Source organism: Flavobacterium enshiense, from assembly GCF_040750275.1.
GTDB classification, from domain to species: domain Bacteria; phylum Bacteroidota; class Bacteroidia; order Flavobacteriales; family Flavobacteriaceae; genus Flavobacterium; species Flavobacterium enshiense_B.
The window spans coordinates 235,419-260,246 of record NZ_JBDOCV010000004.1; the positions used below are offsets into that span (position 1 = coordinate 235,419).

Annotated in this window: 25 protein-coding genes and 1 tRNA gene; 17 read left to right on the forward strand and 9 right to left on the reverse strand. The window is 37.5% G+C overall.

Annotated features, from left to right (window positions below):
- Positions 1 to 47 precede the first annotated feature (47 nt).
- The 4 genes from ABGT15_RS07685 to ABGT15_RS07700 form a co-directional block, all read right to left on the reverse strand.
- Complete coding sequence (locus tag ABGT15_RS07685; protein ID WP_367230846.1) at positions 48 to 1,346, reverse strand: ABC transporter permease; 1,299 nt, start codon at positions 1,344 to 1,346, stop codon at positions 48 to 50.
- A gap of 2 nt (positions 1,347 to 1,348) precedes the next feature.
- Positions 1,349 to 2,272, reverse strand: a complete 924-nt coding sequence (locus tag ABGT15_RS07690; protein ID WP_367230847.1) for an ABC transporter ATP-binding protein — start codon at positions 2,270 to 2,272, stop codon at positions 1,349 to 1,351.
- 111 nt (positions 2,273 to 2,383) lie between these two features.
- Positions 2,384 to 3,508, reverse strand: a complete 1,125-nt coding sequence (gene dnaJ, locus ABGT15_RS07695) for a molecular chaperone DnaJ (protein WP_367230848.1) — start codon at positions 3,506 to 3,508, stop codon at positions 2,384 to 2,386.
- Positions 3,509 to 3,529: 21 nt separating this feature from the next.
- Positions 3,530 to 4,066: a nucleotide exchange factor GrpE gene (locus ABGT15_RS07700; protein WP_367230849.1), complete on the reverse strand. Its 537-nt coding sequence runs from the start codon at positions 4,064 to 4,066 to the stop codon at positions 3,530 to 3,532.
- A gap of 207 nt (positions 4,067 to 4,273) precedes the next feature.
- Between ABGT15_RS07700 and ABGT15_RS07705 the strand changes: the two genes are divergently transcribed.
- Positions 4,274 to 4,945, forward strand: coding sequence for a YceI family protein (locus ABGT15_RS07705; protein ID WP_367230850.1), 672 nt, complete (start codon positions 4,274 to 4,276; stop codon positions 4,943 to 4,945).
- Between the two features lie 58 nt (positions 4,946 to 5,003).
- Here ABGT15_RS07705 and ABGT15_RS07710 read toward each other — a convergent pair whose 3' ends face one another.
- Both ABGT15_RS07710 and ABGT15_RS07715 read right to left on the reverse strand, forming a co-directional pair.
- Positions 5,004 to 5,909: a TIGR01777 family oxidoreductase gene (locus ABGT15_RS07710; protein WP_367230851.1), complete on the reverse strand. Its 906-nt coding sequence runs from the start codon at positions 5,907 to 5,909 to the stop codon at positions 5,004 to 5,006.
- Between the two features lie 156 nt (positions 5,910 to 6,065).
- Positions 6,066 to 6,518, reverse strand: coding sequence for a DUF4442 domain-containing protein (locus ABGT15_RS07715; RefSeq protein WP_367230852.1), 453 nt, complete (start codon positions 6,516 to 6,518; stop codon positions 6,066 to 6,068).
- 175 nt (positions 6,519 to 6,693) lie between these two features.
- Here ABGT15_RS07715 and ABGT15_RS07720 point away from each other — a divergent pair, with 175 nt between their 5' ends.
- From ABGT15_RS07720 to ABGT15_RS07745, 6 genes are all read left to right on the forward strand, one after another.
- Positions 6,694 to 7,161, forward strand: a complete 468-nt coding sequence (locus ABGT15_RS07720) for a hypothetical protein (protein WP_367230853.1) — start codon at positions 6,694 to 6,696, stop codon at positions 7,159 to 7,161.
- Positions 7,162 to 7,366: 205 nt separating this feature from the next.
- Complete coding sequence (locus ABGT15_RS07725) at positions 7,367 to 7,819, forward strand: DUF4870 domain-containing protein (protein WP_367230854.1); 453 nt, start codon at positions 7,367 to 7,369, stop codon at positions 7,817 to 7,819.
- 104 nt (positions 7,820 to 7,923) lie between these two features.
- Positions 7,924 to 8,256, forward strand: coding sequence for a PadR family transcriptional regulator (locus tag ABGT15_RS07730; protein WP_313804147.1), 333 nt, complete (start codon positions 7,924 to 7,926; stop codon positions 8,254 to 8,256).
- 2 nt (positions 8,257 to 8,258) lie between these two features.
- Positions 8,259 to 10,019, forward strand: coding sequence for a PspC domain-containing protein (locus tag ABGT15_RS07735; RefSeq protein ID WP_367230855.1), 1,761 nt, complete (start codon positions 8,259 to 8,261; stop codon positions 10,017 to 10,019).
- Between the two features lie 94 nt (positions 10,020 to 10,113).
- Entirely contained in the window at positions 10,114 to 10,860 is a 747-nt protein-coding gene (locus tag ABGT15_RS07740; protein ID WP_367230856.1) for a GIN domain-containing protein, read from the forward strand.
- 72 nt (positions 10,861 to 10,932) lie between these two features.
- Positions 10,933 to 11,769: a GIN domain-containing protein gene (locus ABGT15_RS07745; protein ID WP_367230857.1), complete on the forward strand. Its 837-nt coding sequence runs from the start codon at positions 10,933 to 10,935 to the stop codon at positions 11,767 to 11,769.
- 68 nt (positions 11,770 to 11,837) lie between these two features.
- On the opposite strand, the gene trxB is transcribed toward ABGT15_RS07745, so the two are convergent.
- The gene (gene trxB / locus ABGT15_RS07750; protein WP_367230858.1) at positions 11,838 to 12,809 is read right to left on the reverse strand and encodes a thioredoxin-disulfide reductase; all 972 of its coding nucleotides are present in this window, start codon (positions 12,807 to 12,809) and stop codon (positions 11,838 to 11,840) included.
- A gap of 166 nt (positions 12,810 to 12,975) precedes the next feature.
- On the opposite strand from trxB, the gene ABGT15_RS07755 reads away from it, so the two are divergent.
- The 7 genes from ABGT15_RS07755 (at position 12,976) to scpA (ending at position 19,913) form a co-directional block, all read left to right on the forward strand.
- A tRNA-Pro gene (locus ABGT15_RS07755) sits at positions 12,976 to 13,050 on the forward strand.
- A gap of 276 nt (positions 13,051 to 13,326) precedes the next feature.
- Positions 13,327 to 13,674, forward strand: coding sequence for a cation transporter (locus ABGT15_RS07760; protein ID WP_367230859.1), 348 nt, complete (start codon positions 13,327 to 13,329; stop codon positions 13,672 to 13,674).
- Positions 13,675 to 13,803: 129 nt separating this feature from the next.
- Positions 13,804 to 14,412 (forward strand): uridine kinase, encoded by a 609-nt coding sequence (gene udk / locus ABGT15_RS07765; protein WP_367230860.1) that lies wholly within the window; start codon positions 13,804 to 13,806, stop codon positions 14,410 to 14,412.
- A gap of 21 nt (positions 14,413 to 14,433) precedes the next feature.
- Positions 14,434 to 14,775, forward strand: coding sequence for an FtsB family cell division protein (locus ABGT15_RS07770; RefSeq protein WP_367230861.1), 342 nt, complete (start codon positions 14,434 to 14,436; stop codon positions 14,773 to 14,775).
- A 15-nt stretch (positions 14,776 to 14,790) separates the two neighbouring features.
- Positions 14,791 to 16,152 (forward strand): methylmalonyl-CoA mutase subunit beta, encoded by a 1,362-nt coding sequence (locus tag ABGT15_RS07775; RefSeq protein WP_367230862.1) that lies wholly within the window; start codon positions 14,791 to 14,793, stop codon positions 16,150 to 16,152.
- A gap of 1 nt (position 16,153) precedes the next feature.
- Complete coding sequence (locus ABGT15_RS07780; RefSeq protein WP_367230863.1) at positions 16,154 to 17,776, forward strand: SBBP repeat-containing protein; 1,623 nt, start codon at positions 16,154 to 16,156, stop codon at positions 17,774 to 17,776.
- 13 nt (positions 17,777 to 17,789) lie between these two features.
- Positions 17,790 to 19,913: a methylmalonyl-CoA mutase gene (gene scpA, locus ABGT15_RS07785; RefSeq protein ID WP_437125357.1), complete on the forward strand. Its 2,124-nt coding sequence runs from the start codon at positions 17,790 to 17,792 to the stop codon at positions 19,911 to 19,913.
- Between the two features lie 65 nt (positions 19,914 to 19,978).
- Here scpA and ABGT15_RS07790 read toward each other — a convergent pair whose 3' ends face one another.
- Both ABGT15_RS07790 and ABGT15_RS07795 read right to left on the reverse strand, forming a co-directional pair.
- Positions 19,979 to 21,346, reverse strand: a complete 1,368-nt coding sequence (locus tag ABGT15_RS07790; RefSeq protein ID WP_367230864.1) for a S41 family peptidase — start codon at positions 21,344 to 21,346, stop codon at positions 19,979 to 19,981.
- Positions 21,347 to 21,569: 223 nt separating this feature from the next.
- Positions 21,570 to 21,890: a panthothenate synthetase gene (locus tag ABGT15_RS07795; protein ID WP_367230865.1), complete on the reverse strand. Its 321-nt coding sequence runs from the start codon at positions 21,888 to 21,890 to the stop codon at positions 21,570 to 21,572.
- A gap of 265 nt (positions 21,891 to 22,155) precedes the next feature.
- Between ABGT15_RS07795 and ABGT15_RS07800 the strand changes: the two genes are divergently transcribed.
- From ABGT15_RS07800 to ABGT15_RS07810, 3 genes are all read left to right on the forward strand, one after another.
- A complete protein-coding gene (locus ABGT15_RS07800) occupies positions 22,156 to 23,283 on the forward strand; it encodes a methionine aminotransferase (RefSeq protein WP_367230866.1) in 1,128 nt (375 codons plus the stop codon).
- Between the two features lie 69 nt (positions 23,284 to 23,352).
- Complete coding sequence (locus ABGT15_RS07805; protein ID WP_367230867.1) at positions 23,353 to 23,862, forward strand: SRPBCC family protein; 510 nt, start codon at positions 23,353 to 23,355, stop codon at positions 23,860 to 23,862.
- 59 nt (positions 23,863 to 23,921) lie between these two features.
- Complete coding sequence (locus tag ABGT15_RS07810) at positions 23,922 to 24,803, forward strand: SDR family oxidoreductase (RefSeq protein WP_367230868.1); 882 nt, start codon at positions 23,922 to 23,924, stop codon at positions 24,801 to 24,803.
- Positions 24,804 to 24,828 lie beyond the last annotated feature (25 nt).

Sequence of the window (24,828 nt, forward strand, 5' to 3'; positions counted from 1 at the left end):
TCTGAGTAACTAAGTTACAGCGATTTTTAAAATTACAACTAAGTTACTTAATACTTAAGCCATTTATACAATTCTTTCCAGCTTGGTTTTTTTCCATACATTAAAATCCCCACGCGGTAAATTTTTGAAGCAAACCACACGATTCCTAAGAAACTTCCAAACAATATTGCTATCGAAAGGACCAATTGCCACCAAGGTACTCCAAACGGAATACGCATCAACATCACGATTGGTGAGGTTAACGGAATCATTGAAAATACAGTGGCTACGGTTCCGTGCGGGTCGTTCATTACGGTAAAGAACCCCACATAAACCCCCAACATCAATGGCATTATGATAGGCAACAGGAATTGCTGTGAATCGGTTTCAGAATCTACAGCAGCTCCGATGGCCGCATAAAGTGAACTGTACAAAAAGTATCCTCCTATAAAATAGATGATGAAATACACCAAAAGTGTTACCGTTGGAATTTCATTCAGATAGAGTTGAATTTTCTCTGCAAAACCGGTTGCGATTTCCATTTGTTCCGGCTGTAATTGTGTGGTAGTAGCCACATCTGCCTGACTTGCACCAAATAAAGTAAGCATGAATAAAAGTCCAAAACCTAACAAAATCCAGACTACAAACTGCAAAATACCGGCTAATGAAGTCCCTATGATTTTCCCCATCATCAGCTGAAAAGGTTTTACCGATGAAATGATGATTTCAATAATGCGGTTTGTTTTTTCTTCAATTACACTGCGCATTACCATATTTCCGTAGATGATAATGAACATCATAATTAAGTACCCAAAAACAAATCCTATTCCTATTTTAATTTCGTTTAAAAATTTCAAGCCTTCCTCGCCCGAAAATTTCGATATGTGAATATCTGATTTTACTTTTGCTTTTTCAATTTTATCCGAATCAAAACCCAATTCCTGCAAATTGCTTTTGCTGAGTTTCGCATTGATAACACTTTCCATTTCCATAATGAACTCCATACGCGGACTGTCATCTGAAATGTATTCTGTTTTGGTGGCCAATTCCTGAATGTCGGCAACTTTTGGTACATAAATCATACCTTCATAACTGTTGCTTGCAGTATCTTTTGCGGTTTTAAAAGGCATGGCAGACAAATCTACGTACGCGATTTCATCTGAATTTTTAAAATCGCTTTTGAAAATCCCGGCCTGGTCGTGAATGGCGATTTTTTTCACATCCCCTTCGTTCGCATTTGACAGATAAGCAATTAAAGCCGACATTGCCACAATTAACAACGGCCCTAAAAAAGTCATCACAATGAACGACTTGTTGCGAACTTTGGAAATAAACTCCCTCTTTATGATTAGTGATAATACTCCCATTGTTATTGCTTGGTTACGGTTTTAATAAATATGTCGTTAATGCTCGGAATTTTTTCCACAAAATGCGTTACCTGTCCGTTTTGGGTTAAAATATTCAGTAACTCGTTTGGCGCAGAACCGTTTAATTGCACTTCCAGTTTCAGTTCGTCGTTGAGGGATTTGAAATCGGTTTGCTGCAATTGGAATTTTTGGGTTAGATCGTACATTAAACGTTCAACATTGCTCGACAGAATCCCGACTTCGTAGGCATTGGTGCGGTGTTCTTTTTTAACATCGATTAATTTCCCTTCGATTAACTTGTTGGATTTATGAATCAAAGCAATGTAATCACACATTTCTTCCACGCTTTCCATGCGGTGTGTCGAGAAAATTACCGAAGTTCCTTTTTTATTCAATTCGATGATTTCGTCTTTGATTAAATTCGCGTTTACCGGGTCGAATCCTGAAAACGGCTCATCCAGAATCAAAAGTTTCGGCTGATGCAAAACCGTTACAATAAACTGTACTTTCTGCGCCATTCCTTTCGATAATTCCTGAATTTTTTTGTTCCACCAGCTTTCGATTTCAAATTTTTCGAACCAATATTTCAACTGTTTTTTAGCTTCTGATTCCGAAATTCCTTTTAGTTGTGCTAAATACATACATTGTTCCCCAACTTTCATGGTTTTGTACAAGCCGCGTTCTTCCGGCATGTAACCTATGTATTGTACATGTTTTGGTGACAATTTTTCACCATCAAGAATCACTTCGCCACCATCAGGCATTGTAATTTGATTGATGATTCGGATTAACGAAGTCTTCCCTGCACCGTTTGGACCAAGAAGTCCGTAAATACTACCTTTCGGCACACTTAAAGAAACACTATTCAGTGCGGTGTAGTCGCCATATTGCTTGACCACATTATTCACTTCAAGAATTGAACTCATGAATTTGTTTTGTTTTTGTAAAAGTAACTATTAGATGCCAATTGTAGGGATTTGTTACATAAAAAAACCCATTATCAAACTGACAATGGGTTTTTCCAAAGTATCAAAAAATTATGAAAACATGTCTTTCACTTTTTCAAAGAAAGACTTATCTGTTTTTTCAGGTTTCGGAACAAAATTAGGGTCTTCCAACATTTTCTCGAAAAATTGCTTTTGTTCTTTATTTAGGGTTTTCGGTGTCCAAACGTTTACGTGAACCAGTAAATCTCCGCTTCCGTAATTATTTAAACTTGGAATTCCTTTTCCTTTCAAACGAAGTATTTTTCCGGACTGAATGCCTTCTTCCAATTTGATACGCACTTTTCCGCCAACGGCTTCGATATCTTTTGACGTTCCCAAAGCTGCTTCCGCAAAGCTGATATACAAATCGTAGTGCAGGTTTTCACCTTCGCGTTTAAGGGTTTCATGTTCCACTTCTTCAATCACAACGATTAAATCGCCAGGAATTCCGTTAGAACCCGGTGCATCGTTTCCTTTTCCGGAAACTTTTAACTGCATGCCATCTACTACTCCGGCCGGAATTTTGATAGATACGGTTTCGTCTTCTAAAATCATTCCGTGCGCATCCGCCCCGGTTGGTTTGCTGTCGATCATCTGGCCGGTTCCGCCACAAGCGTTACACGGAGATGATGTTTGCATTCTTCCTAAAATTGTATTGGTTACGCGCGTTACCTGACCAGAACCATGACACGTTGGACACGTTCTGTACGTAACACCCTGAGCCTGAACCTTACGTTTTACTTTTACTTTTTTCTCGACACCGTTAGCAATTTCTTCTAGTGTAAGTTTCACTTTGATGCGAAGGTTGCTTCCTTTCATTCTACGCTGACCGCCACCACCGCCGAATCCACCGAATCCACCGCCAAAAGCACCTCCAAAAATATCCCCGAACTGGCTGAAAATATCATCCATGTTCATGTGGTGACCGCCGCCGCCAAAACCTCCTGCACCGTCAAAGGCTGCATGCCCGTATTGGTCGTAACGTGCTTTTTTGTCAGCATCACCTAAAATTTCATAGGCTTCGGCTGCTTCTTTAAACTTGTCTTCGGCCGCTTTGTCGCCCGGGTTTTTGTCGGGGTGAAATTCAATGGCTTTTTTACGGTACGCTTTTTTTATCTGCTCCGGTGTGGCTCCTTTAGCTACTCCTAATACTTCGTATAAGTCTCTTTTACTCATCAGTTCAATCTATTTGGGAACTTATGCTCCAATAACAACTTTAGGAAAACGTATAATTTTATCGCCTAATTTATATCCTTTCTCCACAACATCTACTACTTTGCCTTTCATATCATCTCCGGCTGGAATTTGAGTGATCGCTTCTGCAAAATCGGCATTGAAATCGTCGCCTGCTTTTAATTCCACTTCTTCTAAACCTTTGGAAATTAAAGTCGATTTCAGTTTGTCGTAAATTAATTCCACTCCTTTAACCAAAGCTTCATCCTCCGATTTGGAAATCTGGGTAAGTGCTCTGTCAAAATCATCCATAACCGGCAACATCGACTGTAACACTTCCTGACCTGCCGTTTTAAAAAGCTCTACGCGTTCTTTAGAAGTTCTTTTTTTATAATTCTCGAATTCGGCAAACAAACGCAAAAACTTGTCTTTCTCTTTTGCCAAATCTTCCTGTAACTGCTCTTCTGCCGTCAACTCAGGGTTGGTAATTTCCTGATTTTCTGAAACATTTTCTCCTTGTAACTGATCTTTTTCGATGTTTTCAGTACTTTCCTGGCTCATATTTTTGAATATTTTTTTAAACATTAGCTATTTCTCGTTATTTGAGATTGCAAAAGTATTGCCAAAGGATTAAAAATGCCAATTTGTCACTACAATTTTTTCTGTAAAGATTGTAATCTTGAATAATCTTCGCTAACTTTAATATAATTTTAAGAAGTTTTCATTTACGTTTAAATAGATTTGTCTAACACCTAAAACCATTCACTTATGAAAAAAATCGTTTTTAGTTTATTTATTATTTCCTCTGTATTATTAACTTCATGCAAAAAAGAACAAGCTGCTCAGGGCGAGTCGTCTGCCGACACAAGTGAAGCTGTAATAACTCCGGGAGATATTAAACTGACTGCCGATACAAAACAATCGATCATTAATTGGGTAGGAACCAAACCTGCCGGAAAGCATAATGGAACGATTAGTCTGAAAGAAGGTGATGTGACAGTTAAAGACGGGCAAATTCAAAACGGTACATTTGTATTGGACATGAATACCATTACTGTGACCGATTTAAAACCCGGAGACGGAAAAGAAGATCTTGAAGCACACCTGAAAGGGACAAAAGGTAAGGAAGGTGAAGATGACTTCTTCAATGTTAAAAAATACCCAACCGGTAAATTTATAATTTCAAAAGTAGCTGACGAGAACGGTAAAACTATCGTATATGGCAACCTGACTCTGAAAAATGTAACCAAAGCCGTTAATTTCCCTGCAACTGTTGTGGCTTCTGATACGTTAGTATCTATTGAAAGTGAACCGTTGATGATTAATAGAACCTACTGGAATATTAACTACGGATCCAAATCTGTTTTTGACAATCTGAAAGATAAGTTTATTAACGACGAAGTAGAAATTAAAGTAAGCGTTAAGGCATCTTCAAAATAATTATTAGTTCATCTTACGATTATAGTTAAAAGCACTTAGGTGCTTTTTTTTTTGTTATTTATGCCAGCAAACCATCGAGAGCCTTATCCAAAATTTTAAATTTAAACTGAAAACCATTATCCAGTACTTTTTGCGCACTAACATTTTGACTCTCAAAAAGCAAAATATGCATTTCGCCCAATATGATTTTCATCAGAAATTTAGGCACATTTGGAAGAATGATATCCTTATCCAGTGTTTTTGCGATAGTCTCAACTAACTCGGAATTAGTTACAGGATGAGGCGCTACGGCATTGTAAACACCATTCCAGTTGTGTTGAAACGCAAACAAAAACATATTTACCAAATCATGAATATGAATCCAGGATTGCATTTGTTTTCCCGTTCCAAAAGCCGCTCCCATTCCTGATTTAATAGGCTTAACCATTTGAGGCAACGCACCACCTTCATTAGCAAGCACTAAACCTATACGTAACTTACAAACCGAAATGTTCAATCGCTTAAACTTTTCAACGGAATCTTCCCATTTTTCGGTTACAGTTCCAAGGAACGTTGAGCTAACCTCTATACTGTCTTCAGAATATAATTTATCGTAGCTGCTTGGATATATTCCAATTGCAGAGGCTGAAATAATTTGTTTCACTTCGTTAGGGTAGTTCTTTAAGGCTTTATAGAGCAAATCCGAAGTAAGGATACGACTTTCTATAATTTCCTGTTTATAGGAATTGGTCCAACGCTTGGCAATATTTGCGCCTGCCAAATGAACAATAGCATGTACCCCCAAAAGGCAGTTTTCATCTATGATTCCTTTTTGTGGATCCCAAAAGAAACCTTGGTAGTGAGGTTCCCCTTCTATTTTCCTTTTTGAAGTGGTTAGGTAGTGAATCGAAATCCCGTTTTGCAGCAGCAACGAAACCAGTTCCTTACCTATCAAGCCGGTCGCTCCTGTTATCAAAATCTTCATCTTCAGCTTTTTATTACAAATTTAAAAACTGCAAGATAAAAAATAATGTTAATTAAGTAAGGTTTAACTTTATTGAAATGGTAGGTTCGGGTAATTTAATTTGAAGATTCTAAAATTAAAAGACTCCTTCATGCTATTCAGTCTAAAATTGTAACTTTATTTAAGTTTGATACTCCATTCGAATTCCATTTCTGAAACCTGATCGCCTTTTTCATCGGTACCTATGGATTTCATCCAGAAGGTTTGACCTTCTCCTGTAGTTATAGCACGCTGGATTGCTTCTTCAAGCAGATGTCCGTCTTTACATATAAAGGTAATACGACCTTTTGCTTTTTTGGTAAAATTACCTTTGTTATTAGCAACAAGCATGGAGATATTCTTGCCACTTTTCTTAATCTGATACATTACCAAAGCCCCAGTTGTAAGTTCTGCTGCCATCGCCTGTACTGCAAAATACATTGAATTAAAAGGATTTTGATTGAACCAACGATGCTTCACCGAAGCCGTACATTGCTCGGTAGAAATTTGTTTTACTCGCACACCACTCCAAAAAGCAGACGGCAACTTAAAAAACAAAAAAGCATTCAGTTTTGAGGGGGTAAACTCCATAGCGCTATATTTTACGCTAATGTACAAAAAATTAGTATGCAATCATATAAAATTCAAATTGTTAATATTTTGTTAATTATTAGTACTTTGTATTGCAAGGTATCTTCTTTTAGCCTTATCTTTGTATAAGAAATTAATAGACAATCTATAGTATTATAATAAAAACACAATCATCATGAAAAAATCAATCATTTATTTAGGAATCGCTTTAGTAGCTTTCACAAATGTTATTTCTGCACTGGCTCAGCAATCAATCACTAATGATAGCTCGACACAAATAGTTCAATCAAACGAAAATTTAGAAGGAAGCACTTCAGATGCTTCTTCAAAAGAAAAAAATACTACCGGAGTTGGAAATCCGGTACGTTTTGAACCTGAAACAATTGAAGTTCCAGTATATCAAAAAACAATGGCGGAAATTATTGCTGAAAACAATCAAATCATCGAGAGCAATATGCCCTATGAACAAACGACAGATGAAAACAGAGCTACAGCCGATACCGTAAACGCTTTAATTGATTTCTATCCAATTTGCACCGAAAAAACAATGGAAGAAATAATACTAGAAGGCAACCAGATTATTGAAAGCCCTGCGTTAAACACTATTGAGCTACTCGCTTTAGAAAAACCCAAGAAATCATAATCCAATAGACAACTAAAACAAAAGTGTTAAATAAATGTTAATAATTAGTACTTTGTATTGCAAGGTATCTTCTTTTAGAATTATCTTTGTATAAGAAATTAATAGCTTATCAATAGTATTATCGAAATAAATCATATAGTTTCAATCATCAATCAAAATCAATCAAAATCAATCAATCAATCAATCAATCAAAAAAAACAAAACAATGACAACCTCAACCGAAAAAAACACAGCAACTTTATTACAGTTGAGTACTTTATCACAGTATTTCATTCCACTGGGCAATTATTTTTTCCCAATTTTAATCTGGTCCATCAAAAAAGACAAATCAGAATTTGTGGATTACACCGGCAAACAAGTTCTTAACTTTCAGCTCAGTATGTTACTTTATTCTGTAATTCTTGCTGCAGTTGCTATCCCAACTTTAATGTACAGTATTTTCAGCAACGTTACCTTTCACGAACTGGAAACCGGAAGCTTTGAACTGGAACAATTAACAGCCGGAAACCTAACAGGAATAGTAATGATTGCCGTAACATCAATTTTTCTGTTCTGCACCTTAAAAATAGTTGAGTTTTTCTTAATTATTTATGCAGCGGTAAAAACCAGTAACGGAGAGTTGTATAAATACCCCATGAGTATCTCATTTTTAAAATAAAAACAAATCATCATCAATCATCACCCGAGGCGCAACCGAACTGTTTGGAGCGTAGCGGAAAAAAATCAAAAAATGAACAGTTTAATCTCAAAAAAAGAAATTCTATGAACATTGAGAACACCAAAGCTCAGATGCGTAAAGGAGTTTTAGAGTTCTGTATCCTATCCGTATTAAAAGAGAAAGATGCCTACACTTCAGAAATCCTAGACACCTTAAAAAACGCCAAGTTATTAGTAGTTGAAGGTACCGTTTACCCACTGCTAACACGCTTAAAAAACGACGGATTACTCAACTACCGTTGGGAAGAATCCACATCGGGACCACCTAGAAAATATTACGGATTAACCGATGAAGGACACGAATTTTTAAAAGAATTAAATGGCACCTGGAATGAATTAGCCGGAGCCGTAAATACAATAACCAGCCAAAACCAATAGTCATGAACAAAACAGTAAGCATAAATTTAGGAGGTTTTCCTTTTAACATAGACGAAGACGCCTTTCAAAAACTGAGTCGTTACTTTGATGCTATCAAGCGTTCCCTTTCGACAGACGGAAGAGACGAAATCATGAACGACATCGAGAGCAGAGTTGCAGAATTATTATCTGAAAAGCTATCGAACGAAAAGCAGGTTATCGGTCTTACGGAAATCGATCAGGTTATTGCCGTTATGGGACAGCCGGAAGATTATCGTATCGAAGACGAAACACCACAAGCAAGCTATACTACATACAATCCGTCGGGTTCAAAAAAATTATACCGCGACAAAGAAAAAGGAATGATTGGTGGTGTATTAGCAGGTTTTGGACATTATTTGGGAGTAGATCCCCTTTGGTTACGAATCATCATGGTGATCTTACTTTTCAGCTGGGGAATTGGTATCATTCCATATATCATCTTCTGGATTTTAGTACCGGAAGCCAAAACAACTGCAGAAAAACTTGAAATGACAGGACAACCTATTACCATTTCCAATATCGAGAAAAAAGTAAAGGAAGGCTTTGCTGAAATTTCAGATACAGTAAACAACATCGACCACCAGAAAATTGCCGACAACGCAAAAAGTGGGGCACAAAAAATAGGCAATTCCTTAGAAGACATTTTAATGACTGTTTTCAGAGTAATCGCTAAAGTAATCGGTGCATTTATTGTGGTAATTTCAGCATCATCTCTAATCGGAATCCTTATTACTTCCATCATGTTGATTTTTTCATCAACCATGCCGGATGCACCTTGGTTCAACTATGTAAATGCCGGAAATTATACCGATATCCCAATGTGGTTGTTAGGAATTTTAATGTTATGTGCCATCGGAATTCCGTTCTTTTTCTTCTTCCTTTTAGGATTGAAACTTTTGGTAAGCAATTTAAAATCAATCGGAAACTACGCTAAATTCACGTTATTAGCGGTATGGATTATATCTGTTATCTCTCTAATTTACTACGGAGTACGTCAGGCTACGGAAATCGGTTTCGACGGTAAAGTGGTGAAGAAAGAACAATTGGCAGTGATGTCGAATGACACGTTAAACATCAAATTCCGTTTCAACGATTATTTTTCAAAGAATGGTAATGATGATACAGATTTCCGATTCACACAGGATTCGGCTCAAAATGAAGTAATTTATTCGAACAATGTTGAATTACACCTGTTAAAAACAACTGAGGAACCTTATATGCAAATCGAAAGAACTGCAGAAGGAAAATCATTATCCGATGCTAGAAAACGTGCAGAAAAAATCATATATAATTTTGAAATTCAAGGAAATACATTAATTTTAGACAATTATTTATTGACGGGTATCGAGAATAAATTCCGCAATCAGAAAGTAAAAATATTTCTATATTTACAAGAAGGAACTATTATACATCCAGATGAAAATGCTTCGAGATATTCTGAAGGAGATTATTCGAATTACAATTTCTATTCCGACAGCGATCAAAATTATTACCGAATAGACAAAGAAGAGCTGAAATGCTTAAATTGCCCGGAAGATGATCAGGACTGGAACGAAGAAGAAGTTGACAGCACAAACAGCCACACTACAACGGTTACCTTAAACGAGAAAGGGCTTCAGATTAGAGAAAAACGTAATGATGCAGAAATTCAAAAAGAGCTTAATGAAGTAAAAGAAACACAAAAGCGTATTGAAGCAGAAATTCGAGAAAAAATTAATGAGGTAAATGACGGAAAAAAGTAACCCATAAAGAAGTGGGAAGCATTAAAGTAACGGATGATGAGGTAATCATCAAAACCAAATAATCACATTTCAATCAATCAAAAAACGAATACTTATGATCAAATTAGTTATTAACCTTACGAAGGTAGTTATCGCAGCAGTTGTTGCCATACTATTCGGTTCCTGCACCATGAATATGACCGTAGGAGGCCTAAAAAAAGTTACTGGTAACGGGAATGTGGTTACTAAAACCAGAACCGTTTCTTCCGATTTCACTTCGGTTGTAGCGAGCAACGGATTGGATGTCATTTTAGTTCAGGGTTACGATTCTGAAATCAAAGTGGAAGCCGATGCCAATTTACACGAACACATCAAAACCGAAATCAGCGACGGGGAACTAAAAATTTTCACTGATGCCAACCTTCGCAATGCAGAAGCTAAAAAGGTTTACGTTCAATTGCCAAAACTTAACTCCTTGGAAAGTTCAAGCGGCGCTTCAGTAAGCAGCAAGAATACTTTCGAAAGTGCTTCAATGGACGTTTCTTCAAGCAGCGGCAGTGAAATCGACTTAAAAGTAAATGCGACCTCCGTAAGTTGCCAAAGCAGCAGCGGCAGCGAACTGATCATCAGCGGAAAAGCGGACAGACTGGAAACTAAATCCTCCAGCGGAAGTTCTATCGATGCCTCCGGTTTAAAAGTAACCAATGCCTTTGCCGATTCCTCCAGCGGAAGCAGCATCGACCTTAACGTAACCGAAACCCTAACCGCAGAAGCTTCCAGTGGCAGTTCCGTTTCTTATGAAAGTGAACCTAAAACAGTTAACAAAAAAGTAAGCTCGGGTGGCAGCGTCAGTAAAGAGTAATCAAAATTTTAAAACATCAGTATTCGCTGATGTTTTTTTTTATATTTGTGAAAACTAAAGAACACACCCCAAATGAAAAAACTGTACTTTCTACTAATTGCCTTGATCATTACATCGGTTTCCTTCGGTCAAAAAAAGGAAAAAATCAAAGGTTCCAAAATCGTAACAGTAACCCAAAAAGAAGTCGAACCGTTTGAAAATCTTGAAGTGGAAGACAATCTTGAAATTTTCATCATTAAAGGGGATAAACAAAGTATTGAAATAGAAGCTGATGATAATTTACATGATGTTCTGAAATACGAAATGGTTGGAAATTCCCTTCGGTTAAGTTCTGTCAAAGAAGTAACAGGAGCTAAGAAATTCAGTGTACGCGTTACCTATACAGACAACCTTAAACTGATTACCGTTCGAGGAGAAGCTCAATTAAATTCTTTAGCAGACCTGCAAGGCGAAAACATCACCGTAAAAAATTATGATTATTCAAAATCTTATCTGAATGTAAAAACTACGCATTTCACGCTAATCATGAACGATAAATCCAAAGCGGAACTGAATGCCAAATCAGAATCGGTCACTTTGGAATTAAGTAAAAACGCTGAAATCAAATCGTTAGTAACTACAGAAAACCTGAAAATGGATTTGTATCAGAAAACTTCTGCCAGTATTGAGGGAGATGCAGCCACTGCTAAAATACGTCTGGACAACAACTCTAACTTAACAGCAAAAAAACTGGCTGCTTCCGACATGGAACTGATAGCTGAATCCTACACAAACGTAAGTGTAAATGCCCTAAAAAATATTAAAATAACCGGCACTGGAAAATCGGAAATCCAATTGTATGGTGAACCTAAAATAGAAATATTGAAGTTTACCGATAACGCCACGTTATACAAAAAACAAATGCAATAAGAAGGACAAACAAGTTCCAATAAAAAATCCCAGCCTTTCAGTTGGGATTTTTTTATTCATTTCATTTCTTAATGTGTAGCTGCTGTTACATGATGCTCTCTTGCAGCTAAATAACGCTCAGCATCCAAAGCTGCCATACACCCTGTCCCTGCTGCTGTAACCGCTTGACGGTAAACATGATCAGCAGCATCGCCACCTACAAATACACCTTCTACACTGGTTTTAGCTGTTCCCGGCTCGTTAATAATATAACCGGTTTCATCTAATTTCAGATATTCTTTAAAAATATCCGTATTTGGTTTGTGACCAATTGCCACGAAGAAACCTGTTGCTGGAATTTCTTTTACTTCACCAGTAGTATTGTTTTTTACACGAACACCTGTTACCACGTTTCCGTCACCTAAAACCTCTTCTGTTTCGGTATGCAAAAGAATTTCAATATTTTCGGTATTACGTACACGCTGTTCCATAATTTTTGAAGCTCTGAACACTTCACTGCGCACCAACATCGTTACTTTTTTACACAATTTCGACAAATAATGTGCTTCTTCACAAGCACTGTCTCCAGCTCCAACGATGATTACTTCCTGATTTCTATAAAAGAATCCGTCGCAAACCGCACAAGCCGATACACCACCCCCCATTTGCAGATAATGTTGTTCCGATGGCAATCCTAAATATTTAGCAGATGCTCCGGTAGAAATAATTACCGTATCACAGTGTATTTCTTTCGTATCATTTACCCAAACTTTGTGAACTGGTCCTGTAAAATCCACTTTAGTTGCCCAACCATCACGGATATCCGTTCCAAAACGCTTTGCTTGTTCCTGCAATTGCACCATCATTTCCGGACCGGTAACACCTTCAGGGTATCCCGGGAAGTTTTCAACTTCATTCGTTGTAGTCAGCTGTCCTCCCGGCTGTGTTCCCTGATATAAAACAGGATTCATATTTGCTCTTGCAGCATATATGGCCGCAGTATAACCCGCTGGCCCTGAGCCTATAATAAGGCATTTTACTTTTTCTATAGTATCAGACATAATTCGTATGTTGTTTTTTATTTTTTGAAGCCTACAAATGTAAGTTTTAATTAAAAAAGTTTCTCAAAAAAGATATCAGATTTAACTATTGAAAAATAATTAAGATTTATTCCGAAAAACATTTTGGAAATAAAATTTTAGTTTTATATTTGCACCCACAATTACACGGGGTGTAGCGTAGCCCGGTCATCGCGCCTGGTTTGGGACCAGGAGGTCGCAGGTTCGAATCCTGCCACCCCGACAAACAAATCCTTTCAGCTTTGCTGAAGGGATTTTTTGTTTTTAGCAAAATTCAAGCTCGCTTGATGTTTTGTTAAAAACAAAAAAAGACCAAAGATACAACAGGAATCTTAAAAGGATTTGTTTAGTAACAACCCCAACCCAGGATCACGGAGCAATCCTGCTAAAACCTTCAGCACAAAAACTATCTTTCAAAAAAAATCGCAGGAATTACCAAAAATTATAAAATAATAATATAGTATATTTGAAATTCATTTCAAAAATCACCAAAACACAAATGAAACACTTCATCACCTTAGCTTTCATCCTTTTCAGCATTACTACTTCTTTCGCCCAAGAGCCTAAAAAAACACAAAAAGTTGCAATTAAAACTACAATCACATGTGATCACTGCAAAGAATGTGAAACCTGCGGACAATTGTTCAACCAAAAACTTTTACGTGAAAAAGGAATACAAATGGTGAATATTGATACAGAAAAAATGACCATTGAAGTAATTTACAATTCCAAGAAAACATCTTTGGATAAGATCAAAATTGCCATCAGCAACTTGGGTTATGATGCCGACGAAGTAAAAGCCAACCCAGAAGCCTATGAAAAACTGGACGGTTGTTGTAAGGTATAACTGCATATAAAATTTAATACAAATCCCTTCTGAAAACCAGCAGGGATTTTTTGTTTTTATTCCATTCAGAAATCGGCTTTTCAATTGATAAATTCCTATTTTTGCCAAGACAAATTAATACAACAATCTATGCTGATTATTGGAATTGCCGGCGGAACCGGAAGCGGAAAAACAACCGTAGTACATCAAATCATGAATGAATTGCCGGAAACCGAAGTAGGCATCATTTCGCAGGATCACTATTATAAAGAAACGCACGACTTAAGTTACGAAGAGCGTTCCAAAATTAATTTCGACCATCCTAGAGCCATCGATTTCGAATTATTAACACAGCATTTAAAGGATCTGAAAAACGGCAAAGCTATCGACCAGCCGCTATACTCATTTGTCCAGCATAACAGAACCGGCGACACCATCCACACTTTACCTCGAAAAGTAATGATTGTGGAAGGCATCTTAATCTTAACCAATCCGGAATTACGCGAATTGTTTGACATTAAAATTTTCGTTCATGCCGATTCCGATGAACGCCTAATCCGTAGGTTAAAACGTGACATTGCAGAACGCGGTCGTGATATGGAAGAAGTTTTAAGTCGTTATCAAACCACCTTAAAACCGATGCATGAACAGTTCATCGAACCGACGAAAGCCTTTGCAGACATCATCATTCCTAACGACAAATACAACACCGTTGCCATTGATGTGGTTCGAGCAGTAATCAACCAACGAATTGCTTAATTTTCAGTATCTTTATCACGTATGAAAAAAGCCTTTGAGACTTTAGTAGCCCAATATCCGTTTCTGAGAATCTTCGGAAACCGTTATGTATTGGTATTGCTTTTCTTCTCGATATGGCTGCTTTTCCTTGACAACTATTCCTATTTGGAGCACCGCGTTTTAAACAAAGAAATCGACGAACTGGAAGACAATAAAAAATACTATCAGGAAGAAATCAGAAAAGATAACGAAAACATCAAAAAACTGAAAAACCCTGGTCAGATAGAAAAATACGCCCGCGAGAAATACTACATGAAACGCGAAAACGAAGACATTTACATTATAGAATTTGAAGAAGACGTACCTGCTGAAGGTGTGGAATAACTCGAAAAACAAGATATGAGCCAAAAGCTATTTAACGAATTTGAAGGCATTTCTTCCAAACAATGGAAACAACAAATTCAATACGAATTAAAAGGAGCCGACTATAACGAAACCTTGGTTTGGGAAAGTCCGGAAGGTATTAAAGTAAAGCCTTTCTACCACAATGATGAAACCGAAGTAAATTTATCGGTACCAACTCCGGATTCCGGTTTCAAAATTGTACAGAACATTTTTGTACACGATTTGGAAAAATCCATAGTACGAGCTAACGAAACCTTGAACCGAGGTGCCGAAAGCATACGTTTTACGTTGGAAAATGACCAAGTAGATATTGAAAAACTACTTAACAGTGTCCCTTCAGGTGTTATCGTTTATCTATATTTTGAATTCCTGAACATCGATTTCATCAAAAAAATTGACGGAATTGCCGCAAAACGAAGTGCTGTTATTTTTGTGGAAGTTGATCCGATCGGACAATTGGCCAAAGACGGAAATCTTTTCATCAACGTTGACGCTGATTTTACGGTGTTAAACGAATTGGAAAAGCAGTGTTCAAACATTAACTTTCTGAGCATTGACAGTGCTTTGTATCAGAATGCCGGAGCGAATATCGTTCAGCAGCTGGCTTATACCTTAGCCCATGTTAACGAATATTTCAACCGAATTGCTTCAATCAGCAAACCGATTACCCTCAAAGTAGCCGTCGGAACGAATTACTTTTTTGAAATTGCCAAACTTCGCGCATTACGCCTTTTGTTCAGCACTTTAGCAAAAGAATACAACCATACTTTCGATTGTCACATACTGGCTACTCCAACCAAACGCAACAAAACCTTATACGATTATAACGTAAACATGCTTCGTACCACAACCGAGTGCATGAGTGCCATTTTAGGTGGAGCTGATGCCGTTGCAAATTTGGCTTACGACGCCATTTACCACAAAGACAACGAGTTTGGCGATCGAATTGCTCGCAACCAGTTGTTGGTTTTAAAACACGAAAGTTATTTCGACATCGTAAACAATCCTTCAGATGGTACCTATTATATCGAAACGCTTACTGAACAATTAGCCGAAAAAGCATTAGTGCTGTTCAAAGACATTGAAGCGAATGGTGGTTTTATCACGCAATTGATTGAAGGAACCATTCAGCGTAAAATCAAGGAAAGCGCCGAAAAAGAACAGGAATTGTTTGACACTGGCAAGGAAATCTTATTAGGAACCAACAAATACCCGAACAAAGAAGACCGCATGAGCCATGATTTGGAATTGTTCCCGTTTGTAAAGACTAATCCGCGAAAAACCTTAATCACACCGATTATCGAAAAACGCTTGGCGGAAAAAATGGAACAGGAACGATTAACAAACGAAGAATAAAATGAAAAAATATTTTTTACTATTACTATTATTACATTTTAAACTTTTCGCTCAAACACCTACTTGGGAGTGGTTAACAAAATCAATTGGTTCAGATTATGTTGGATCTAGAAGTATTAGCTTAGATAATAATGAAAACATTTATACAATCGGAAATTACTCTACAAATACTTTTACTTATGGTAATTTAACCCTAACCAACATATCACAAAATTCCGCAAGAGATTCTTATATTGCTAAACATAATTCTTTAGGCGAAATAATTTGGTTAAAAGGAATTAGCGGAATAAATAATGAAGAAATATTAAAAGTTAATACTGACAACAATAATAATTTATATGTTTTAGGTGCATTTAATTCACCAAGTATAACTATTGGTTCTACAACATTAACAAATTCTGGAAGTTACGATATCTATTTAGCAAAATTTAATAGCGATGGCGATTTAATTTGGGTAAAAAATATTTCAGGAACAAATAGTGAATCAGCAGAAGGTTTAACTGTAGATTCTTCCGGAAATGTTTATGTAGGTGGTAGATTTAATTCTTCTTCAATAACAATTGGAACTACCGTATTAAATAATACTACATCATCAGGTGCCGCTTTTTTATTAAAATTTGATTCTTTAGGAAACCCAATTTGGAATAAAGTTATTAATGGCTCTAGTGATGACTATATAGAAGCTATTAGTGTTGATAGTTTAGGAAATGTTTTCGTTGCAGGTGGTTTTTATTCTCCAACATTAAGTTTTGATACTACTAATTTAAATAACACAAATAATTATAAAGACATATTTATTGCAAAATACAATTCAACTGGAATTTTTCAATGGGCTAAAAAAATTGGTGGAACTAATGATGATGATGTAAGAAATATTAAATTAGATAATAATGGAAATTTATATCTTACAGGTCACTTTAGTTCGCCTATTTTAACATTAGGAACAACAACCCTAACAAGAATTAGTAGTCAAGATATTTTTTTAACAAAATACAATACAAACGGAAATTTGGTGTGGGCTAAAAAGGCTGGAAATAGTAGTTATAATACATCAACTGGATTAACTATAGACTCAAATAACAATAGCTATATTTCTGGCGCATACTTCAGTTCTATAACTTTTGGAAATCTACCAGAGTTAGTTAGCCAGGGCAATCAGGATGTTTTTTTAGCTAAATATGATTCTTCTGGTAATGAAATATGGTCAAAATCAAATGGTGGAATTTTTAATGATTTTGGTTTTGCATTAACAAGTAATCAATTAAATGAAATATTTTTAACAGGTACTGTAGGCCCCCAATGTGCGCCTTTTGATGATATAGATGCGTATTCTAATACGGCTTATAATTTTATTTCTAAATTGAATTCAAGCCAATTAAACATTGACACATTTACTGATAAAAAACTAAATATTTGTCAGAATCCAGTTAATGAAAAAATTTGTATTTCAAACAATATAAATCTTAATCAAAAGAACTATATTATTTTTGATTGTTTGGGAAAAATCATTTCTAGTTCTGAATTTGAGAGAAATACTAATGATATAGATGTTAAAAATCTTCCAAGTGGAATTTATTTCCTAAGAATTGAAGATTATGAAGCAATCAAATTTATAAAAAAATAATTTTCATTTCATAATGAGAAAAAACATACAGCATATTAAATTAGAAGTCGGAAGTCAAAAGTCGGAAGCGATTGCTGAAAACACGTTTCAAACCGCTGAAGGCATTGAAGTAAAAGCCCGCTATTCTGAAGCCGATTTACAAAATCTGGAACATTTGGACTTTGCAGCCGGATTTGCACCCAACCTGCGCGGCCCATACGCCACCATGTACGTACGTCGTCCTTGGACGATTCGCCAATATGCAGGATTTTCCACTGCGGAAGAAAGTAATGCGTTTTACCGCCGAAACTTAGCCGCCGGACAAAAAGGTTTATCCGTAGCGTTCGACTTAGCGACACACCGCGGGTATGATTCCAATCACGAACGAGTAGTTGGTGACGTTGGAAAAGCAGGTGTTGCCATCGATTCGGTGGAAGACATGAAGATTTTGTTCGACCAGATTCCGTTAGGGGAAATGTCCGTTTCGATGACGATGAACGGTGCCGTATTACCAATCATGGCGTTTTATATCGTCGCAGCGGAAGAACAAGGTGTAGATGCTAAATTATTATCCGGAACCATTCAGAATGACATTTTGAAAGAGTTCATGGTGCGTAACACTTACATCTACCCGCCTACGCCATCGATGAAAATCATTGCGGATATTTTCGAATACACCAGCAACAACATGCCGAAGTTCAACTCGATCTCAATTTCAGGATACCATATGCAGGAAGCCGGAGCTACCGCCGATATCGAGTTAGCCTATACCTTAGCCGACGGATTGGAATACATCCGAACCGGTTTAGCGGCCGGTATGGACATTGACACTTTTGCACCACGTTTGTCGTTCTTCTGGGCTATCGGGATGAACCATTTTATGGAAATTGCCAAAATGCGCGCCGGACGTATGCTTTGGGCAAAATTGTTAAAGCAATTCAATCCGAAAGACGATAAATCGTTGGCATTAAGAACGCATTGCCAAACTTCAGGTTGGAGTTTAACGGAGCAGGATCCTTTCAACAATGTGGCGCGTACCGCTATTGAAGCAGCAGCAGCAGCTTTTGGCGGGACACAATCGTTACATACTAACGCGTTAGACGAAGCTATTGCCTTACCAACGGATTTCTCGGCGCGTATCGCCCGTAACACACAAATCTTCTTGCAGGAAGAAACCAAAATCTGTAAAACGGTAGACCCTTGGGCGGGAAGTTATTATGTAGAATCTTTGACCAAAGAAATAGCCGATAAAGCTTGGGCATTGATTCAGGAAGTGGAAGAATTGGGCGGAATGACCAAAGCCATCGAAGCCGGAATCCCGAAACTTAGAATTGAAGAAGCTGCGGCACGTAAACAAGCGCGTATCGACAGCGGACAGGATATTATCGTAGGGGTGAACAAATACCGTTTAGAGAAAGAAGATCCATTACACATTTTAGAAGTAGACAACCAAACCGTTCGTAAACAGCAAATCGAACGTTTAGACCATATCAAAGCGACCCGCGACAATGCCAAAGTACAGGAATGTTTAGCAAAACTAACCGCTTGTGCCAAAGGCGAACCGGGGAATTTATTGGAATTAGCAGTCGATGCAGCCCGCAACAGAGCCACTTTAGGGGAAATCAGCGATGCATTGGAAACTGTTTTCGGACGTTACAAAGCACAAATAAAATCTTTCAGCGGTGTGTACAGTAAAGAGATTAAAAACGATGAAAATTTCGAAAAAGCAAAACAATTAGCCGATGCTTTCGCGAAAAAAGAAGGCCGTCGCCCTCGTATCATGATTGCGAAAATGGGTCAGGACGGACACGACCGTGGCGCCAAAGTAGTAGCCACCGGTTATGCCGATGTTGGTTTCGACGTAGACATTGGGCCGTTATTCCAAACTCCAGCCGAAGCTGCAAAACAAGCCGTGGAAAACGACGTGCACATTTTAGGCGTATCTTCCTTAGCAGCCGGGCACAAAACTTTAGTCCCGCAAGTAATTGAAGAACTGAAAAAATACGACCGTGAAGACATCATGGTCATTGTGGGCGGTGTAATTCCAGCACAGGATTATCAGTATTTATTTGATGCCGGAGCCGTTGCGGTTTTCGGGCCGGGTACTAAGATTAGTGAAGCAGCCATTACAATTTTGGAAGTTTTATTAGAAGATTAATTTTCATAAATATTTATAAAAAAAGAGTGGCATTAACCACTCTTTTTTTATAATATACCCTTAAACTATATTTTCTTTTTCAAATAGCCTACAGCTTTTTCCATAACCGGGTCTTTTTTACTTAAGTAATCACTAAATGTTTGTTTAATTTCGATGTCTGGTTTTATACCGTATCCTACAAATTCCCTTCCGTCCGGATAGGTATCTTTTTTGGTACAGACTCTTGCGGAGCCTCCTCCCGGTAAATCAAACAAAAAAGGCTGACCGGTACTGCCGAAAGAGCGTTCTCCCATTTTTATCATATGTTTTTGATTATCTGCATAGATTAAAAAATCTTCAGCTGCAGATGCCGTGTTATGACCCAATAACAATACCGTCGGAACTACAATTCTCTTAGCGTCCAACTTAACGGTGTCTGGTTCGTATTCGAAATCATGATAAAATTTATCATTGTAAGACAAATAAGCTTTCTTGGCCCATGCGTTATTTAAGGTGTCTTTTTCTGCTGTAAATTTCCCCCAAGCCTTAAATGCCGGAATGTGAAGTCTGCTGTGGATTTTTGAACCATAAAGAATCTTATCCTTTGTTAGATATTTTAGAATTTCGAATCCGATGTCTGTGCTGCCACCACCGTTATAGCGTAAATCTACAATTAATCCTTTTGCTTTATATAACTCAGGCAGTTTCTGAATAAACAAATCATTGATTTTTTTATCGGAAAAAGAGTTCAGTGATATGTACGCAATTTCTCCGTTTATCCATTTAAAATCCAAAAGCTCCTTTTGCTTTTCAAAAGGCGGAAAAACATCCTTTTCTTCTGTCTTTTTATGGGTTAAAGTTAATTGTACAAATTTATTATCCGGCTTCTTAATTTTTATCAAATAGGTTTCCCCTTCTAAACCTTGTAACAATCTTCCAATAGACCAATCTTCCAACACATAATCGGTTGAAGACGAAATATAAGGCGCTACATTTTCCTTTAAGTAGTCTTTTGTACTTTTTCCGTTTACTTCTACAATCTCACTACCGAAGGGTATCTCGTCTTTTTTACTAAAATTGGTTCTAGTGACAATTGCTCTACCATCTATATTCTCGACAAACAATCTATAATCCCCAAACATAGTATTCATTTGTTCAATACCTTTTGGGAAATACACATTGGTATGCCCGTCCTTAAGCAACGCACAAAACTTTTGAAGTTCACGATAATACTCATAATCGTTTTTCCTATTCGAAACCGTTTCGATTAGTTCTTTGTATTTGCTGTCCCACATGTTTCTGTCCACTTTATCCAGGTAGACGAAATTATAGTTTACCTCCTGCCAGAATTTAGACAGCCCATATATCTTGTCTGTTGCAGTCAGTTTATTAGGCATTTGGGAAAAGGCTGAAATGGTAACTAAAAATAAAAAAGTACAGAATGATGCTTTCATAGAATATCGTCTTGTTCAAACAGTTTTCAAAGAAACGCAAAATTTGTAATAAAATTGCCACCTATTTCATTCTTATGATTTATTAAACTGAGACACGTTAAACATCCTGCAATTGTTAAAAGTACTTCCCCATCAAAATCAAATTGTGTTTATTTTTCAAACAATAAATATTAAATCAAAAAAGCATGTTTTAAATCTAAAATTTTAAGAAACAATCACAAATTTACAGCACATGCACATCGTACCATTTCGCAGCCAATTTAGCAATGTCGGCTCGCATTAAATCATCAGGCGTCATGGCGGGTTTGAATTCACAAGCACCCTCAAAGTTCAGAAACCAAGGTTCAGCAACGGCAGGGATAAACGAAGCATCAGGAACTTCTACGATCATTACGGCTCCTCGGTTGCCTTCAATTTCGGTAAAATAAATTACCTCCGGCTTGATATCGTCTATGATACGACCTAAAATTTCACTTGCTTTACCACTTCGAACCAAGGAGTTAAACGGCTCAATAGGCAGAATAACATTGACTAACATTTTCATAGCTAAAGATTTTAGAAAATTACCCTTAAAGTTACGAAAAATCGTGCGGAATCACATTGTAACTATCTTAAAATCAAAATAATAAAAAAACCTTTAGCCCTAATGAGAGCCAGATGTTAAGAAACAGCCTTGTGAACTGTTTTAGCGAAGGAGTCTGGTGGCACAATGGAAATACCATGCAGTACGAACAACAAGAACCGATACAAAAAAAGAGCTATAGTGTTGCTCCAAAAAATAACTACATTTACGTTTTTAAACTTCAAATATGTCGAAATTACCTAATGTAACCGCCAGCATTTTTTCTGTTATGTCGCAATTGGCCAACGAGTACGGCGCGATTAATTTATCGCAGGGCTTCCCAAATTTCCCAGTAGATGAGCGCTTACTTACAATTTCAAAACGCTTGCTTTCAGAAAACATTCACCAATACACACCCATGGCTGGTTTACCCTCGTTATTGGATAAAATCGCGAAACTGACATGGGACAAGTATCATCGAAACGTTAATCCCGCAACGGAAATGCTCATTACGGCCGGCGCTACGCAAGGGATTTATACCGCGATAAATACTTTTGTGGGTAAAGGTGATGAAGTGATCATTCTTGATCCGAGTTACGACAGTTATGAACCTTCGGTTTTGGTTGCTGGCGGAACTCCGGTAAGGATTTCCCTGAATGACGATTACGCTCCGAATTTCAATAGAATAGAAGCTGCAATTACAGCTAAAACGAAGATGATTGTGATTAACAACCCCCATAATCCCACAGGTAAAATCTGGAATCTGAGTGATTTTGAAGCATTGGAAACCCTACTCGAAAAACATCCTGAAATTATTGTTTTGAGTGACGAAGTGTATGAGTATATTTCGTTTCTGCATCCGCACATCTCCTTTCATACAAGACCGAAATTGACGGAGAGAACAATCATAGCGTCATCGTTCGGAAAATCGCTGCATGTTACCGGATGGAAAGTGGGCTATCTGATAGCATCGGAACGGTTTATGGCAGAAATAAAAAAAGTGCATCAGTTTTTGGTATTCAGTGTGAACAGTACCGCCCAGTATGTTATCTCGGAATATTTAGATAGTGTAGATTTTAATGAAATCGCTAAAATGTATTTACAAAAACGTGATTTATTTCAATCCCTGTTAAAAGACAGCCGATTTGAATTGATGCCCTGTGACGGAACCTATTTTCAAGTGGTGAATTACAAAAACATCAGTACCAAAAACGATGTGGATTTTGCCAAGGAACTAATTACTAAACAAGGTGTGGCAGCCATTCCGATTTCCGTTTTTTACAACGATGCTACCGACCGGCACATGCTGCGTTTTTGCTTTGCGAAGACCGATGAAACTTTACTTATGGCGGCAGAAAAACTCAACGCTATTTAAAAGTGATAAAAAATAACAATTTGTAATTATTTTTTTCTTATCTTTAAAAAGAGCAAATTTTTATAACACATGTCGCAACACAATCTGTACATTGACAACAAGCTTGTCATTTCAAGAGATTTTAAAGCCCCAAAAAACCTAGTCTTTAAAGCCTTATCAGAAGCCGACAGATTTGAACAATGGTGGGGACCCGCAGGTTTTTCCACCAATGTAGCGACTTTCGATTTCCGACCGGAAGGGATTTGTCATTACTGTCTTGAGTCACCCGATCACCTCAAAATGTGGGGTCGGTTTGTCTTTAAAGAAATTCTTCCCAACAAAAAAATTGAGTTCCTTAACTGTTTTTCTGATGAAAATGCGGGAAAAATAAGAGCGCCGTTCAGTGAAACCTGGCCATTGGAAATGTTCAATATCATCACATTGGAAGAAGTAAACGGCAGCACTGTACTGACTTTTATTATTGCACCTTACAATGCTTCCGATGCGGAAATAAAAACTTTCGGCGAAAACCATGAAAACATGGAGATCGGATTCAAAGGAACATTGGACCGCCTTGAGGATTATCTTCTCAAAAATTAAAATTTAATATGCAAGCATAGTATTTTTACTTATCTTTACGTTTCTAAAAATCCAACCTTATGAACTTTTCAGCAAAAATGCTACGCGATAATGCCCTGGCGGACAAAATAATTGTTGTTACCGGAGGCGGAAGCGGTCTTGGAAAAGCCATGACCAAATATTTTCTTGAATTGGGTGCTAAAGTAGCCATCACTTCAAGAGATTTAGAAAAATTACAAACTACTGCTAAAGAACTGGAAGCTGAAACCGGCGGACAATGTTTGGCGATTCAGTGTGACGTGCGTCATTACGACCAAGTGGAAGCGATGTTAGCCGAAACCTTAAAAACGTTTGGCAAAGTAGACGTCCTACTGAACAACGCTGCCGGGAACTTTATCTCTCCTACAGAACGCTTGTCCGCAAATGCGTGGGATACCATCATCGACATCGTCTTAAAAGGCTCCAAAAATTGTACCCTTGCTTTCGGAAAACACTGGATTGATGCTAAACAAACCAATTGCAACGTTTTAAATATAGTAACCACTTACGCATGGACGGGTTCTGCTTTTGTAGTTCCATCCGCAACAGCGAAAGCCGGTGTTTTAGCTATGACACGCAGTTTAGCCGTAGAGTGGGCAAAATACGGTATCCGCATGAATGCCATCGCTCCTGGACCCTTTCCAACAAAAGGTGCCTGGGACCGATTGCTTCCCGGCGACTTGAAAGAGAAATTCGATTTAGCTAAAAAAGTACCTTTAAAACGAGTGGGTGACCATCAGGAATTGGCCAATTTAGCCGCGTATTTGGTATCCGATTTTTCAGCCTACATAAACGGTGAAGTCGTTACGATTGACGGTGGTGAATGGTTGCAAGGTGCAGGGCAGTTTAACCTATTGGAGCAGGTTCCGAAGGAATTATGGGACATGCTGGAAATGATGATTAAATCGAAAGGAAATAAATAGTTCGCAGTTACAGTTTCCAGACTGG